The 15,357-nt window shown below is 36.2% G+C and carries 16 protein-coding genes; 2 read left to right on the top strand and 14 right to left on the bottom strand.

Going from position 1 to position 15,357, the window contains the following annotated elements:
- Positions 1 to 18: 18 nt before the first annotated feature.
- The 6 genes from dusA to BZK16_RS04435 all read right to left on the bottom strand — a co-directional run bounded on the left by dusA (position 19) and on the right by BZK16_RS04435 (position 6,493).
- Entirely contained in the window at positions 19 to 996 is a 978-nt protein-coding gene (gene dusA, locus BZK16_RS04465) for a tRNA dihydrouridine(20/20a) synthase DusA (protein WP_077927703.1), read from the bottom strand.
- A 79-nt stretch (positions 997 to 1,075) separates the two neighbouring features.
- Positions 1,076 to 2,959, bottom strand: coding sequence for an RNA polymerase sigma factor RpoD (gene rpoD / locus BZK16_RS04460; RefSeq protein ID WP_077927702.1), 1,884 nt, complete (start codon positions 2,957 to 2,959; stop codon positions 1,076 to 1,078).
- Between the two features lie 357 nt (positions 2,960 to 3,316).
- Positions 3,317 to 4,471, bottom strand: a complete 1,155-nt coding sequence (gene anmK / locus BZK16_RS04450) for an anhydro-N-acetylmuramic acid kinase AnmK (RefSeq protein ID WP_077927700.1) — start codon at positions 4,469 to 4,471, stop codon at positions 3,317 to 3,319.
- A gap of 6 nt (positions 4,472 to 4,477) precedes the next feature.
- Positions 4,478 to 5,380, bottom strand: coding sequence for an N-acetylmuramic acid 6-phosphate etherase (murQ, locus tag BZK16_RS04445; protein ID WP_077927699.1), 903 nt, complete (start codon positions 5,378 to 5,380; stop codon positions 4,478 to 4,480).
- 2 nt (positions 5,381 to 5,382) lie between these two features.
- Positions 5,383 to 5,898 carry a hypothetical protein gene (locus BZK16_RS04440; protein ID WP_077927698.1) on the bottom strand — a complete coding sequence of 172 codons (516 nt, stop codon included), beginning with the start codon at positions 5,896 to 5,898 and terminating at the stop codon, positions 5,383 to 5,385.
- Between the two features lie 25 nt (positions 5,899 to 5,923).
- Entirely contained in the window at positions 5,924 to 6,493 is a 570-nt protein-coding gene (locus BZK16_RS04435) for a TetR/AcrR family transcriptional regulator (protein ID WP_077927697.1), read from the bottom strand.
- A 119-nt stretch (positions 6,494 to 6,612) separates the two neighbouring features.
- Here BZK16_RS04435 and BZK16_RS04430 point away from each other — a divergent pair, with 119 nt between their 5' ends.
- Entirely contained in the window at positions 6,613 to 8,055 is a 1,443-nt protein-coding gene (locus BZK16_RS04430; protein WP_077927696.1) for an MFS transporter, read from the top strand.
- 56 nt (positions 8,056 to 8,111) lie between these two features.
- Here BZK16_RS04430 and BZK16_RS04425 read toward each other — a convergent pair whose 3' ends face one another.
- Entirely contained in the window at positions 8,112 to 11,594 is a 3,483-nt protein-coding gene (locus BZK16_RS04425) for a pyruvate carboxylase (protein WP_077927695.1), read from the bottom strand.
- 511 nt (positions 11,595 to 12,105) lie between these two features.
- On the bottom strand, positions 12,106 to 12,321 hold the full coding sequence (locus BZK16_RS04420; RefSeq protein ID WP_077927694.1) for a hypothetical protein: 216 nt from the start codon (positions 12,319 to 12,321) through the stop codon (positions 12,106 to 12,108).
- A 92-nt stretch (positions 12,322 to 12,413) separates the two neighbouring features.
- On the opposite strand from BZK16_RS04420, the gene BZK16_RS04415 reads away from it, so the two are divergent.
- Positions 12,414 to 12,626 (top strand): DUF2158 domain-containing protein, encoded by a 213-nt coding sequence (locus tag BZK16_RS04415; protein ID WP_077927693.1) that lies wholly within the window; start codon positions 12,414 to 12,416, stop codon positions 12,624 to 12,626.
- A 7-nt stretch (positions 12,627 to 12,633) separates the two neighbouring features.
- Here the strand turns inward: BZK16_RS04415 and BZK16_RS04410 are convergent, their stop codons facing one another.
- The 6 genes from BZK16_RS04410 to BZK16_RS14240 all read right to left on the bottom strand — a co-directional run.
- On the bottom strand, positions 12,634 to 12,876 hold the full coding sequence (locus BZK16_RS04410; RefSeq protein ID WP_077927692.1) for a hypothetical protein: 243 nt from the start codon (positions 12,874 to 12,876) through the stop codon (positions 12,634 to 12,636).
- 204 nt (positions 12,877 to 13,080) lie between these two features.
- Positions 13,081 to 13,272 (bottom strand): hypothetical protein, encoded by a 192-nt coding sequence (locus tag BZK16_RS04405; RefSeq protein WP_233145196.1) that lies wholly within the window; start codon positions 13,270 to 13,272, stop codon positions 13,081 to 13,083.
- Positions 13,269 to 13,610 carry a hypothetical protein gene (locus tag BZK16_RS04400; RefSeq protein WP_077927691.1) on the bottom strand — a complete coding sequence of 114 codons (342 nt, stop codon included), beginning with the start codon at positions 13,608 to 13,610 and terminating at the stop codon, positions 13,269 to 13,271. Before BZK16_RS04400 ends, BZK16_RS04405 begins: the two co-directional genes overlap by 4 nt.
- A gap of 13 nt (positions 13,611 to 13,623) precedes the next feature.
- Positions 13,624 to 14,538 carry a TNT domain-containing protein gene (locus BZK16_RS04395; protein ID WP_077927690.1) on the bottom strand — a complete coding sequence of 305 codons (915 nt, stop codon included), beginning with the start codon at positions 14,536 to 14,538 and terminating at the stop codon, positions 13,624 to 13,626.
- 66 nt (positions 14,539 to 14,604) lie between these two features.
- Positions 14,605 to 14,982 (bottom strand): hypothetical protein, encoded by a 378-nt coding sequence (locus BZK16_RS04390; RefSeq protein ID WP_077927689.1) that lies wholly within the window; start codon positions 14,980 to 14,982, stop codon positions 14,605 to 14,607.
- Positions 14,983 to 15,075: 93 nt separating this feature from the next.
- Positions 15,076 to 15,357: hypothetical protein (locus BZK16_RS14240; protein ID WP_158076806.1), on the bottom strand; the 282-nt coding region annotated here is incomplete at its 5' end.

Genomic DNA, 15,357 nt, shown 5'->3' with positions numbered 1-15,357 from the left:
ATATCATAATCAACGAATTTAAAGCGTTCTGTCGAAACTTTTTTTCACGGCTTCTTCAAACACATTAAAGCCTACATTATCTGCAAACATGTTCTCACTTAAATAACGACGCCACTGTCTACTTTTCGGTATGCCATTGAAAATACCTAAGATATGTCGACCAATATGATGAATGCGAACGCCATTGGCTAATTCTTCTTCCACATAAGGTTTTAATTCAGCAACGATATCAAAAGGTGATTTCTCAGATTTCTCTGCACCAAAATATAGATGATCCACATCATTCAAAATGAATGGCGAATTATAAACGGCACGGCCAAGCATTACACCATCCAAATTCTGCATTACATTCAGACCTTCTTCAGGAGATTGAATACCACCATTCAATAAAATATTTAAGTGTGGGAAATTATTTTTTAATTCATACACGCGATCATAATTTAAAGGTGGAACTTCCCTGTTTTCTTTCGGTGATAAACCTGATAACCAAGCTTTACGTGCATGCACAATAAATGTATCACAGCCAGCTTTGCTAATGGTTTCAATGAATCGATGAGAGAATTCATAATCATCTTGATGATCTATCCCAATACGATTTTTGATCGTCACAGGAATAGAAACTACAGATTGCATTGCATCAAAACACTCTGCAACCAATTCAGGTTCTGTCATTAAACATGCACCAAAACGGCCTTTTTGCACACGATCAGATGGACAGCCACAGTTTAGATTGATCTCTGTGTAACCATAATCTTCTGCAATTTTTGCACAAGCTTTTAAATCCACAGGATCAGAGCCACCCAATTGCAATGCCACAGGGTTTTCTTCAGGTTTATAAAACAAATGATGCTTTTCATCGCCATGCAAAATTGCGCCTGTTGTTACCATTTCGGTATATAACAAGGTCTCTTTTGTCATTAGACGATAAAAATAACGACAGTGGCGATCTGTCCAATTCAGCATGGGCGCTACGCTAAAACGATGATAGTCTTTCATATTCTAAAAAAATTAAAACCTCTTAATCACTTAAGAGGTTTTAACATATTAATAATGATTAAAAAATAATGGTTTGAAATTATTCGTTGTCTAAGAAGCTACGTAAGCTTTCAGAGCGGTTTGGATGACGCAATTTACGTAATGCTTTAGCTTCGATCTGACGAATACGTTCACGTGTTACATCAAACTGTTTACCAACTTCTTCCAAAGTATGATCAGTATTCATGTCGATACCGAAACGCATGCGCAATACTTTAGCTTCACGTGGCGTTAAGCTTTCCAATACTTCACGAGTTGCTTCACTTAAACCAACACTTGTTGCTGCTTCCAATGGAGAAACCATACCAGTATCTTCGATGAAATCACCCAAATGTGAATCTTCATCATCACCCACTGGCGTTTCCATTGAGATTGGCTCTTTAGCAATCTTCAATACTTTACGGATACGATCTTCAGGTAAGCCCATTGCTTCTGCCAATTCTTCTGGAGTTGCTTCACGGCCCATATCTTGTAGCATTTGACGAGAGATACGATTCAATTTATTGATCGTTTCAATCATATGTACAGGAATACGAATTGTACGCGCCTGATCTGCAATCGAACGAGTGATCGCCTGACGAATCCACCATGTTGCATAAGTAGAGAATTTGAAACCACGACGGTATTCAAACTTATCTACAGCTTTCATCAAGCCAATATTACCTTCCTGAATCAAATCCAAGAACTGTAAACCACGGTTTGTATATTTCTTAGCAATCGAAATTACCAAACGTAAGTTTGCTTCAATCATTTCACGCTTAGCACGTTTCGCTTTCGCTTCGTTGATTGAAATTTCACGGTTGATCTCTTTGATTGAGAAAATTGTTAAACCATGTTTCTTTTCAATTTCTAATAAAGAATCTTGAACTTTAAACATTTCATCTTTATGTTCAGCCAATGCTTTTGCATATTTAGCTTTGCTAGATGAAACTTCTTCAAACCACTCTTTATTCGTTTCATTACCTGGGAAGCCTTTAATAAAGTCTTCACGTGGCATTTTGCTCATTGCAATACAGATTTTCATCGCTTTGCGTTCAAGCGGACGAATTGTATCAATGGTATCTTTCAATAAGATCACCATATCTTCTTGCATTTTTGGTGCCAATCTAAATTCGATGAATTTACTCTTTAAGCGTTCTTGAGCTTCTACAATCAAAGCATCTGCATTTTTCTTACGCTTATTAGCACGAAGTGCATCAATTTCAGCAATGATTGCTTTTAGTTCAGTAATTTTTTCAGCAAAGAGTTCTTTGTTTGGACCGGTTTCCGCAGCTGCACCGCTACCGCCTTCAGATTCATCATCTTCTTCGATTTCTTCTGCTGGCGCTTCATCATCAACGATCTCTAATTCTTCATCCTCTTTATCTTCAACGACTTCTGAATAGTAACTTGCATCCACAAAACCTGTTGCAATATCCGCCAAACGTTGTTCTGTGCCTAAAGTTTCTTCATAACGTTGGATCAATAAATCTACAGCTGGATAAAAGTTTGCTAAATGTAAAAGTGCGTTGTTTAAGCCTTCTTCAATACGAATCGCAATAGATTTCTCTTCATCACGAGACAAAAGATCAACAGTACCCATTTCGCGCATGTACATACGAACAGGATCTGTCGTACGGCCAATTTCACTGCTATCAATGTTAGCTAATACAGCAGCAGCTTCATCTACAGCGTCATCATCAGAGCCAATTGAATCATTGGTTAATAACAAACTGTCCATATCGGGAGCTTCATCACTAACTTTGATGCCCATCTCTGAAATCATAGAAATGATGCTTTCTATTTGTTCTGGATCTATAATATCTTCAGGAAGGTGATCGTTGATTTCAGCATACGTTAAGTAACCTTGCTCTTTACCTTGAGCGATCAGTTCCTTAATACGTTCTTGTTGTTCTGTAACAGTTAAAGCATTTTGCTTGCTCATATGAATTCCGATAACCCCAATAATGTAAAAAACGCAATTTAGTATTATACCATATTTAGCATAGTATAATAACTGCCTGTGAAGTTAAAATTTCAGTGGCCTACATGCCTATTCCATGTGTTATACAATGGTAATTATTTATTCAACTTCAATAGCTAAACACTCAAGTTTAATACTCTTCTTGCGACTCTAACCTTTCCATATTTCTCTCTAAACTTTTATTCAGTTCGACTTCCATTTGTTTTTTCTGCTCCACAGCATAGTGGCGATTCGCAGACTCATCATTGTCGCTGCAAGCGGTTAGGAGAAATACAGCCCCTGTTACTATTAAGTATAAGAAATTTTTCACAATTCTGATCACCCTAATTTAAAATTCCATGGATTTGGTGTGATATTACCCAAAATAATGGGTACCTGTGCACCAGTCGCACTCATTAAATTGCTCGGGCGACGATGTATGGTTTGGTTCCCTAAAATTGCAAAAGCTATGGCTTCTTTTGCTTCACTGCTTAAGCCAATATCTTCTTGTCTCTTAACAGCTATATTGGGTAGATTATAACGTAATCTATCCATTAAAAATTGATTATATGCACCACCACCGCCCACGATAACTTCATCAATGTGCAGCTTTGGCATCACAAATTTTTGGTAGCTATCTGCAATACTCCAAGCAGTTAGTTCTGTGAATGTATTGATAACATCATTCGGGGATTGATGATATTTTTGACAAATCTCGTTCGCTAAATGCTCACCAAATAATTCTCTGCCTGTTGCTTTGGGTGGTGCTTCACTAAAATATGGGATCAATTGTAAATTTTTCAAGAGCTCTGGGATAATTTTACCGCTTTTTGCAACCTCACCATTATGATCATAATCTTTTTGGTAGAAATATTGCATAGCGGCATTGATCATCATATTACCTGGACCTGTATCAAAGGCAAACATTTCATCCTCTGTGCAATTCTTTGGTAATACTGTCACATTACCAATGCCGCCAATGTTTTGTAATAATCGATTTTTATTAGGATCACGAAATAGAATGTATTCCGTATAAGGCACTAAAGGCGCACCATTGCCACCTGCAATCATATCCATAGGACGGAAATTAGAAATCACTGTTGTTTTATGATCAAAGGCTAATTGTGCAGGATCCCCAATTTGCAAAGTAGAATGTGTTAAACCACTCGTTGGATTGGGTAAATGATGAATCGTTTGCCCATGAATGGCTATGAATTCCAGCGGCGATTGAACATTAAATTCTTTCAAAAATTGAGCAACAGCTTCGCTGTATAACTTACCCAATTTAAAATTCAATGAGCAAATTAAGGCAACATTTGAAGTTTCAATATGGCTTGCCGCTAAAATTTCCTGCTGAGTGATTGCATCGTAAGGATAGCTTTTATAATGAATCAATTCGCACTTTGTGGATTCATCATAACCTGATATATCCACCAAAGCGACATCAATGCCATCCAAAGATGTGCCAGACATCATCCCAATTGCGTAAGCCATCTTTGGTTAATCCTTTAAAGCTTCTGATAAACGTGATTGATTTACTGCTAAAAGTTGAATAGCTTGATCATAATTAATGGTTTTTAAATGCATTAAAATGGCAGTTTTGACATGATTATTGGCAGCTTTTAATAAATTTTCTGCCGATTCATCATCTATATCTAAAATCATAGATAGCATATTCACTGCGCGATGATGAAGCTTTTCATTGGTTGGCTTAACATCCACCATTAAATTGCCATACGTTTTACCAATTTTGATCATGCTACAAGTTGTGAGCATATTCAAAACCATCTTTTGTGCACTACCTGATTTCAAGCGCGTTGAACCTGTGATCACTTCTGCGCCGACCAAAACAGGAATATTAGTGTCAGCGATTTCAAACATTGGATTTTTTTCAGTACATGCTAATGCAATGGTTTTTGCACCCAATTGTTTGGCATACTCTAATCCTGAAATACAATATGGCGTTCTGCCTGATGCAGCGATTGCACACAATATATCTTTGCTATTGAACTGAATATTTTGCAAATCTGTGATCACTGCTTCCCTGTTATCTTCTGCATTTTCTACAGGATTGCGTAAAGCGCGATCTCCACCTGCAATGATGCCAATCACTGTTTCTTCACCAACGCCAAATGTTGGTAAACACTCTGAAGCATCCAATACGCCTAAGCGTCCTGATGTTCCAGCACCGATATAGACTAAACGACCACCATTTTGTATCACTTCAGCAATTATATCCACAGCAGCAGCAATAGATTTAGTAACATTTGCAATAGCATTGATGATATTTTGATCTTCATGATTCATAAGTTGAACCATTTCTAACGCGCTCATTTGATCAATATTTGTACTGCGGCTATTGCGTTGCTCTGTGAGCAAGTTCTTTACGTTATTGAGTACCATAATTATCGTCTTTGTCCAAAAATAAGTTGTGCTTGCCGTGTGCAGCGTTCTTGTGGCTTTTCTGAGCATTCATAAATTCTAATATACAATTTACGCGTTTTAATATGCTCACTAGGATTTTTACCAATGAAATAATAAACTGGCAATCCATTAGCTTGCACTGTATCAAACCATGAAGATTCATAATCACGCAATCTACTGATAGTTCTTTCAAAATTTTTCACAGGTTCATTAAAGTACAAAGTTAAATAGCGATTACCTTTGCTTGCAGAATATTCAAAAACAGATTGATCTGAATCATTTGCCATCACACGATTCGAATAGGATTTTTTACCTTGTTTTGTGAAAGTTACACCCAAATATTGCTCTGCATCTTCAATTGTATAACCTTTTTGATCACCATTTTTATCAATGGCCAAACGCAGAAAGTTTTGCATATCTGGTGTTAACGATTGTGCGAACGATGTCGCACACAATACTATTATTGAAGCAGTAATAACTTGCCAATATTTCTTCATATTCATACCTAACGATGATGAACAATCAAGATAACATTTTAATGAATAATTGATAAAAACGCTCAGCTATTTGTTTCAAGGAATCAAAGTCATCATTTCTACATTCATCGAGTGCTAAATGCATGCCATGATATATCAAGAGCGCTGCTAAATCTGGCGATTCAACATTCCAAGCTTTGACTTCATTCCCTTCTATAATTAAAGATTCAACAAATCTCACAATTGTTGTGCGATCTTGTCGATCTTCTACATGATGATTCTGGTGAAATAATGCATCATGTTCTTCTTTATGATCATAATAATGCTGAATACTGCCCATGCACCAAGCATGAATTTTGCCATGCCAATCACTACTTTTACATTGAGCAATATAGTCCGCAGTCAATGCTAAAAAGCCACGCATATAATTCGCACGCAACATTAGGATCAAATCATCTTTAGATTCAAAGTAATGATAAAACGTACCTTTAGCAATATTGACAGCTTTAACGATGTCATTCACGGTAGTTTCTTTCATGCCTTGCTTTATAAATAGCTGTAAAGAAATTTCGAGAATTTCAGCATGTCTTTCATCGTAAGATTTTGTGACTTTCATAGGTTTTCCTGCATTTTAACTATGGCATATTGTACCTATTATTTATTTAAAAAGCACATTGACCGACGGTCAGTCGTTTTATATAATCAGAAAATTGATACAAATAGGAAATATTCTCAATGACTCAAAAAGAATTCATCACAATGATCGCTGTTTCTCTAGGTTCCTTTATGGTTACACTGGATATCAGCATTGTAAATGTCGCATTACCAGCCATTCAACAAGAATTGAATTCATCAATGACAGATCTACAATGGATCGTAGATGCATATGCACTAACATTATCTGCATTGATATTATCTTCTGGAGTTATGAGTGATCGTTTTGGTAAGAAACAGATATGGAATATCGGTGTTGCCATTTTTACATTAGGCTCCATCATTTGTGCTCTATCACCCAATAACATATGGTTAATTGTAGGCAGAATTACACAAGGAATTGGTGGCGCTGCACTGATTCCTGGCGCTATGTCCATCATTATGATGACATTCTCAGATCATCATATCCGCAATAAAATGGTGGGGATTTGGTCATCTTCTACTGCAATTGCATTGATTGTTGGACCAATGATGGGTGGAATTCTCGTCAATTATTTTGGTTGGGCAACGATATTTTCCATCAATATCCCTATTGGTATATTGATCATTGTATTGAGCACATACGCTATTAAAGCCGAACCTAAAAACCATGAGATTTCTCTTGATCCTATTGGCCAATTATTAACCATGATTATGTTGGGCACATTAACTTTTGGGCTCATTGAGTTATCACAATCACCTTCTCTACTGTTTTTAGTCACAGTTTTTACCTTTTCTATCACCGCTTTTATTCTATTCATCCTCTGGGAAAGCAAGATCATTGCACCATTAGTACCATTATCACTATTTAGGTCTTGGGAATTTAGTCGAAATAACATTGCAGCCTTTGTAATCGGCTTTGCAACATACAGCAATATTTTCTTTCTTTCCTTGTTCTTTCAAAATGCACAAGGTTACAGCGCGATCGAAACGGGCTTTCGTTTAGTGCCAGAATTCATTGCAATGGGCATCTTTGCAATCAATTATGGCAAGATTGCCAAGATGTTTAAAACTCAAACTTTATTACTAGTGGCTTTCGGGTTAATTGTCATTTCATCATTGATGATGGTGCAATTTACCTCACAAAGTCATTATACTTTTATAGCGATTGCGATGTTTATCATGGGCATTGGCATGGGAGTTTCTATCCCTGCTGTGAGTTTATTGACATTAAAAGATGCACCAAAGGATAAAATAGGCTCAGTTTCATCCATTATGAATGCTTTTAGGCAAACAGGTATGGCGATTTCCATTGCATTGCTAGGCGCAATCATGACGTCTAGCGCAATCCAAGCATTACAATCATCCTTCCCTAATTATGAAAGCATGGTGAATGATGTCATTACACAAGGATTAATATCAAGCGATATTTCCATTAACCAAGTGCAATCAGCTTGGGCTTATGGCTTTAATATTGCAATGCTGGGCGCTGTTATTTCAGGAGTGATTGTGATTATATGTTTATTCATTCAGCCAAATAAATAAAAAGCCACTGAGTAAAATTAGTGGCTTTCAAATTAAGATTCAATTCGAGTGAATGGTTATTCAATCACAATTAGTAAATCACCTGCATCTACTGTATCACCTGCTTGAACATAGACATTTTTCACCACGCCAATTTTCTCTGAACGTAGGATTGTTTCCATTTTCATTGCTTCCATTGTTAGTAATGCATCACCTTCTTTTACATTATCGCCAACTTTCACACGCATTAAGCCGATCATTCCTGGCATTGGTGCGCCCACTTGGTTCTTATTGCCTGCATCCGCTTTCACACGTTTAGCGCCAATGCCTTCTAAACCTTTCTTCAAAGTTTTGAAAATACGCTGTTCACCATTCAATTCATAGAATACTTGGCATTCGCCTTTTGTATCAGGCTCAGAAACAACCAACATGCTGATTAACAAGTCTTTACCTTTTTCTAACTGTACAGAGAACACTTCATCTTCTGTCATTGGATAGAAATAGTTCTTCGTTGGAATGATAGAAACATCACCATATTCATAGCGGAATTTCACGAAATCACTGAATACTTTCGGATACATTACATAAGATGCTAAATCTGTATCAGATACATCATATTTAAACTTATTGCTCAATTCGAAACGCAGTGCATCAAAATTAATTTCTGGCAATTGGCTACCTGCATTCACAACTTCTGGTTTTTTGCCTTGTAAGATTTTCTTAGTTAAATCTGCTGGTAATCCACCATTTGGAATACCCAATTCACCATTGAATAAACCGACAACTGATGCAGGGAATGCAATTTCACGCTCAGGATTTTTAACATCTTCTGCTGTTAGGTTTTGCGTCACCATCATCAATGCCATATCACCCACAACTTTAGAGCTCGGCGTTACTTTAACAATATCACCAAATAGCGTATTCACATCAGAATATGCTCTTGCAACTTCATCCCAACGAGATTCCAAACCAATGCTACGCGCTTGTTCCTTCAAATTTGTATATTGTCCACCTGGCATTTCATGGCGATAAACATCCGAAGTACCTGAACGAACACCAGATTCAAATGGTGCATACAGTGAGCGAACACCTTCAAAGTATGTAGAAATCTGCGTGATTGCATCATAATTCATTTTTGGATCACGATCTGTATGCTCTAAAGCACGTAAGATTGAGCCCATTGGTGGTTGACTTGTTAAGCCTGAGAAACTATCCATCGCAACATCAACAGCATCTACGCCAGCTTCAATCGCCGCCAATACGCTTGCACCAGAAATACCAGAAGTATCATGCGTATGGAAATGCACAGGTAAACCCACTTCATTTTTCAACGCAGTCACTAATTCTTTTGCTGCCAATGGGCGGCATAAGCCAGCCATATCTTTAATTGCAATGATATGCGCACCAGCTTTTTCTAGCTCTTTCGCCAATTTAACGTAGTAATCCAATTGATATTTAGGACGCGCTACATCATGAATATCTGATGTATAACAAATCGCCGCTTCACATAATTTACCTGTATCAATCACTGAATCCATGCAGTAACGCATATTATCAATAATATTCAATGAGTCAAATACACGGAATAAGTCGATACCTTTTTTCGCTGCTTGTTCTACAAAGAACTTGATCGCATTGTTTGGATAGCTTGTATAACCCACTCCATTCACACCGCGAATCAACATTTGTAATAAGATATTTGGCATTGCTTCACGCAATTTTTCCAAACGCTCCCATGGATCTTCATTCAAGAAACGCATTGCAACGTCAAATGTTGCGCCACCCCAACATTCCATAGAAAACATTTGAGGCAATAATTCTTGATAAGCGGGTGCAATTTTCAATAAATCATGACTACGAACACGCGTTGCAAACAGTGACTGATGCGCATCACGCATAGTTGTATCAGTGATTAAAACTTCTTTTTGTTTAAGCATCCAATCACTGAAGCCTTTCGCACCCAATTCATCTAAGATAATTTTTGTGCCTTTAACATTTTTATCCTCAGCACGAGGTTTAACATTAGGTAAAACTGGTGTTGCAAAATGTTTAGGAATTTCACGGCCTTCCACTTCAGGATTGCCATTCACTTGAACTTCAGACAAGTATTTCAACAAATAACTTGCACGGTCACGACGAACTGGGAATTGGAATAATGAAGGTGTTTCATCAATGAAACGTGTAATACATTCACCTTTAATGAAAGATGGATGATTAATCACGTTTTCAACAAATAATAAGTTGGTTGCTAAACCACGTACACGGAATTCACGTAAAGCACGATCCATACGATAAATCGCTTCTGCACTATTTCTGCCCCAAGTTGTGACTTTAACTAGTAATGAATCATAGTAAGGTGTAATTACAGCACCTGCATAAGCTGTGCCGCCATCTAAACGAATACCAAAGCCTGCTGGTGAACGATAAGCATTGATTGTACCGTGATCAGGCACGAAACCATTCGCAGGATCTTCAGTTGTAATACGACATTGCAATGCCGCACCATTCATTTCGATCTTATCTTGCGTTGGTACTTCTAATTGTTTTGCACCAATACTTAAACCTTCAGCAATGCCGATTTGTGCTTTCACGATATCAATACCAGTGATAGCTTCTGTAACAGTATGCTCAACCTGAATACGAGGATTCACTTCAATAAAGTAGAATTTCTGAGTATCCGCATCCATTAAGAATTCAACAGTACCTGCATTCTCATATTTAGCTGTTTTACCAATTTGAACAGCATAACCACAAACTTCTGCACGTAGTTTGTCATCTAAATATGGTGCAGGTGCACGTTCCACAACTTTTTGGTGGCGACGTTGTACAGTACAGTCACGTTCAAACAAATGAACAATATTACCTGCCTGATCACCTAAGATTTGGACTTCAACGTGACGAGCACGCACAACTAATTTTTCTAAATAAACTTCATCATTGCCAAAAGCAGCTTTTGCTTCACGGCGTGCCACTTCAATTGCTTCTAGTAGCTTATTAGCACCTTCCACAACACGCATACCACGACCACCACCACCCCAGCTTGCTTTTAACATTACTGGATAGCCGATCTCTTCAGCAATTTTCAAAATTTCTTCATCATCATAAGGCAATGGCTTAGATGCTGGCATTACAGGCACACCTGCTGACACAGCCAAATTACGTGCTGAAACTTTATTGCCCAATAATTCTAGAATGCGTTGATCTGGACCAACAAAAATGATGCCATTTTCTTTACATGCTTTCGCCAATTCTGGATTTTCAGCTAAGAAGCCATATCCAGGATGAATGGCATCTGCACCAGATTCTTTAGCAATACGGATAATGTCTTGAATATCCAAATATGCTGCCAACGGTGGCTTGCCTAAACCCACCAAATAACTTTCATCTGCTTTATAACGGTGAACAGCTTTAATATCCTGTTCAGAATAAATTGCTATGGTATTAATACCCAACTCAGATGCTGCACGCATAATACGAATTGCAATTTCTGATCGGTTAGCGATCAATAATTTTTTGATCTTACGATCTTGTTGTAACTCAGATGCTGCTTGAATATTCATAATCTATCCTTAGAAAAGTGATTAGCTTTAAAACTGCCTGCCGTACTTTTATAATGGACTTCATTAAAAGATTCAATCCTCCCTCTGAAGGTTTGACCGATTAGATCATTTTTATGGAACAGTCAAAAAGTAGCTTTGATGTAGCGAAAAACAAATCATATACTACATTTAATATCAATTAGATATATTATTTTTCACGATGTGAAAAATATAAAAAAACTCAAAATAATGAAAACTACATAAATTTTTCGATCACTTTAAACGAAACAAAATTGCATTAAATGTAAATTAATAACATTTTAATTCTTCATATTTTTTCAATATTCTCAAAATTTGGTGATGATCAATTAACAAAAAACCAGCCTAAAAAAGCTGGTTTTGTAAAATACGAGTGATTTTCTAAAGGTAAAATTAGAAATGCCTCGTAAATCCTCCCCCTTATTGGACTAGATAAAATGCCTTAGCGTGCAATAATTTCCGTTTTATCTAGTTACCAAAAAAAATAAAGATATTATTCTTGATGACGACCTTTTTCTATAAAGTAACTATCATCCTGAATTTTATTATCAAGACTGTATTTATCTTTATGTTTTTCCAGCTCCATTAAACTGATAATGAAATTTTGTTTTTTTTCGAGGATAGCTATTTTATCCTCATATTTTTCTGCCTCATTTATTAAATTTTCAAGAAGTTCTAAGTGTTGTTTCTCATGTTCTAATAATCTCATAAAGACCTCTGTTTTAGATAAGATTCACAGGAGTTTGAATTGTAAAAAATAAATGCCATTATTATCTTTTACAATTCAAAAGGATATTTGTTATGACATTCTCTATAGGTATGATTGTTACATTAGCGTCTGGTGGACCTGAAATGGCAGTAATAGAAGTTGAACGTGAAAGCATTCTCTGTAAATGGTTCTCCGAGGAAGGTTCTAAGTTCATTGTTGATAGTTTTCCACCCCAAGCACTAGTAATGCAAACACTAAATAATGTGATATTTGTTGCCGAACAACTGGTAAATTTTTTCTGTTAGACAGAGATCAATAATTTTCATTAAATGATCTGAGTCTTTTAATAAAATCTTCAAAAGCATTATTTTCATTATCATATATAGCAATAGATGGATCAAATTTACCAGCTCGTTCTGTAGTTAAAAAAACAATCCATTTGCTATTTTCTTTTCCTATACAAACCTCATCAGCTTTCAACGCTTCTAACTGGAAAAAGTTATAAAAATTTAAGTTTTTTTCTTTAATAATTTTTAAAGCTTCTTCTTTTGTCATTTTTTACTCTCCCTTAAGGTATCTCTCGTAAAAGCCCTAAATCAATTAATTGCTGTACTGAAAGGGAAAACTCATACTGTATTGCACCACCATTGCCTTTGCCAAAAGCTTCTTAGAAAATACCTTGTGAGGTTTTAATTTATCGAATAACGTATTTTCCTTTTAAATAATTATTGTTTGATCTTAATCTTTTTATAAAATTATCTAATGCATCAGATTCACACTCAAATATTTTTTTGTGACAATATATCCTCGTTCATCACTAGAATATACTTCCCACTTATTATCATTCACAATAATTCCAACTTCATCATAGTGTGCATCTCTAAGCTCAAACCAGTTATAAAAACTAAGATTCTCAGAATCAATAATTTGCTTTGCTTCTTCTCTTGTCATTTAATAGTAATTCCTTGTGTTTTATTTTTTTCAATTATTCGTTTTCTTGCTCGTAATCTAAAAAGTAAACTATTTAAAGCATCGCTTTCATTATCAAACTCTGAAACACTTGAATCTAATATGGCGCATCTTTCAGATGTTACAAACGTTTTCCACTTTCCATTTTCAAAAATAATTCCAATTTGATCCATTTCAAACCCATTAGTTTGATACCAAGAACATGAAGGTAGTTCCTCTTCTCTCATAATTTTCAAGAATTCATTTTCATCAATATGTTTAGCCATTCTTTTTTGTTCCAAGATTTTTAAGAATTCTTCCTTATCTAATAATTTACTCATAGTATTTTTCCTTCTATTTAATTTCTTTTAACAACCCTAAATCTAATAAGTTTTCAATACTCAAAGGCAATTCATATTGAGTAGCACCACCATTTCCTTTACCAAAAGCTTCCGCTGCAATTCCTTTTTTTGCTGTAAGTTTACTAAAATCACCGTCATTATAATCAAGTACAATATTTAAAATATCATCACGTAAATTAGCATTCGTAGTATTCATCACATATTCTTCTAATTTACTAAAATCACCAATGACTTCATATTGATGATACATATTCGCATCTTCCACATAAGGTAATGAACGTTTTTCATAACTATATGGCACACCATCTTCCACTGGAGATGTATAACGACCATTAGGAGAACCGTAACGATCAATGATCTCACCTTTTTGTGGAATAAAAGTTTCCCTAATTGCTTGCCCATTCATGTCTAGTGTATATCCATTCTGTGGTGCAAATTTTTCCCAATTGATATTACCATTTTCTAATAGGAACTCAGGGTCTCTAGGTATTTGTAAATGTTCTGGCCATTTGCCATGTTCTAAAAACTCTTCAGCTAAATGACTTTCTTTCCCTTGCCTTGCTAAGTAGTTATCAGTATTTCTTAAATGCTGGGCCAATGTTTCGGTGGGGACTTCTGATTTACTCAAGAGCATTTCTATGTGTGGTGTATTCACTTTGCTAAGAGCATCCACCACTCTAACATCCTCGATTTTATCTAAGGTATGAGCAACTTTAGAAGCATCCATGTAGTGATCAATTTTATTCAATGCATTAACAGCACCTAATTTAGTTGCTGCAGCTGCAGGGGCAACAAATGTTGCAGTATTGATCACACCTTTTGTACCGCTGCGGATCTTATCAACGTCACCAGTTTCCCAACCTTCACCGATGGCGCTCAATGAATTGCCCACGTAATTAGCACCCATTTCAGCAAAGCCAGAAACTCCTATGTCATAGCCGGTTATTAAAGTATTGCCAATTTGATCATGGGTTTAATTGGTTTGGATATTGATATTTTGAACATATTCAAAATTATCACTTAAAGTATGGTCTGTTAAAAAATCGACTGCACCCACAGCATTACCCCATAGATAATTCGCTGAGTTGTCGGCTAAATGATATAAACCCTCAAGCGTATCTGTGGCAAAATCTACTGTACCAGTGATGCCACCCAAAGTAACAGCGCCAGTTCGCTTTACAGTTGCTAAGGCAAGGCCGTCATCTTTATCAACTTTAAGCCCTTCTTTAATGGTATCATCTGATTTTTCTATCCAGGATTTATCTTGATCAGCAATCTCTTTTAATGAACGTGAAACATCTTCAATATCCTGATCAGTGACTTCTTTGCCAGGTATCACGTTATGATTCATCTTTTCTAAGAAATTATCGATTTGAGATAAATCTTGATCGGAAACTTTAGATACAAATACACCTAATTCTGGGTGAGTTTCTAAATATACAATTTACTCCTGCAGTGATTTATCTAATACATCATAAATTTCATGTTTTTCTGCAGTCAGTTGATTAAAGGCTGCCATATCTTTGTTGAGAATATCGGCAGACTGATCCCAATAACCTGCAGATTGTCTAGCATGCGTGATGGATTCTAATTCAAGATTAATATCATTCAATCGATTTTCATACACAGCATTCATTTCATCGGTTTTATCCTGGCTAAGTTGTAGTTGTTCTCGCCTATCCAGTTCACGATCATCTTGAGCCAATGTTGGATTTAAATCTTCTTG

It is taken from the genome of Wohlfahrtiimonas populi (assembly GCF_002006795.1).
GTDB classification, from domain to species: Bacteria; Pseudomonadota; Gammaproteobacteria; order Cardiobacteriales; family Wohlfahrtiimonadaceae; genus Wohlfahrtiimonas; species Wohlfahrtiimonas populi.
The sequence above is the reverse complement of the archived record's forward strand: the minus strand, read 5'-3'. Positions and strand labels throughout refer to the sequence as shown.

Bases quoted from the DNA above. Each gene is read 5' to 3' on its own strand.
- BZK16_RS04400 (WP_077927691.1), bottom strand. From the start codon at position 13,610: ATGAGTAAATTATTAGATAAGGAAGAATTCTTAAAAATCTTGGAACAA.
- BZK16_RS04425 (WP_077927695.1), bottom strand. From the start codon at position 11,594: ATGAATATTCAAGCAGCATCTGAGTTACAACAAGATCGTAAGATCAAA.
- dusA (WP_077927703.1), bottom strand. From the start codon at position 996: ATGAAAGACTATCATCGTTTTAGCGTAGCGCCCATGCTGAATTGGACA.
- BZK16_RS04405 (WP_233145196.1), bottom strand. From the start codon at position 13,272: ATGACAAGAGAAGAAGCAAAGCAAATTATTGATTCTGAGAATCTTAGT.
- BZK16_RS04430 (WP_077927696.1), top strand. From the start codon at position 6,613: ATGACTCAAAAAGAATTCATCACAATGATCGCTGTTTCTCTAGGTTCC.
- murQ (WP_077927699.1), bottom strand. From the start codon at position 5,380: ATGGTACTCAATAACGTAAAGAACTTGCTCACAGAGCAACGCAATAGC.
- BZK16_RS04410 (WP_077927692.1), bottom strand. From the start codon at position 12,876: ATGACAAAAGAAGAAGCTTTAAAAATTATTAAAGAAAAAAACTTAAAT.
- anmK (WP_077927700.1), bottom strand. From the start codon at position 4,471: ATGGCTTACGCAATTGGGATGATGTCTGGCACATCTTTGGATGGCATT.
- BZK16_RS04415 (WP_077927693.1), top strand. From the start codon at position 12,414: ATGACATTCTCTATAGGTATGATTGTTACATTAGCGTCTGGTGGACCT.
- BZK16_RS04435 (WP_077927697.1), bottom strand. From the start codon at position 6,493: ATGAAAGTCACAAAATCTTACGATGAAAGACATGCTGAAATTCTCGAA.
- BZK16_RS04440 (WP_077927698.1), bottom strand. From the start codon at position 5,898: ATGAAGAAATATTGGCAAGTTATTACTGCTTCAATAATAGTATTGTGT.
- rpoD (WP_077927702.1), bottom strand. From the start codon at position 2,959: ATGAGCAAGCAAAATGCTTTAACTGTTACAGAACAACAAGAACGTATT.
- BZK16_RS04390 (WP_077927689.1), bottom strand. From the start codon at position 14,982: ATGAATCATAACGTGATACCTGGCAAAGAAGTCACTGATCAGGATATT.
- BZK16_RS04420 (WP_077927694.1), bottom strand. From the start codon at position 12,321: ATGAGATTATTAGAACATGAGAAACAACACTTAGAACTTCTTGAAAAT.
- BZK16_RS04395 (WP_077927690.1), bottom strand. From the start codon at position 14,538: ATGGGTGCTAATTACGTGGGCAATTCATTGAGCGCCATCGGTGAAGGT.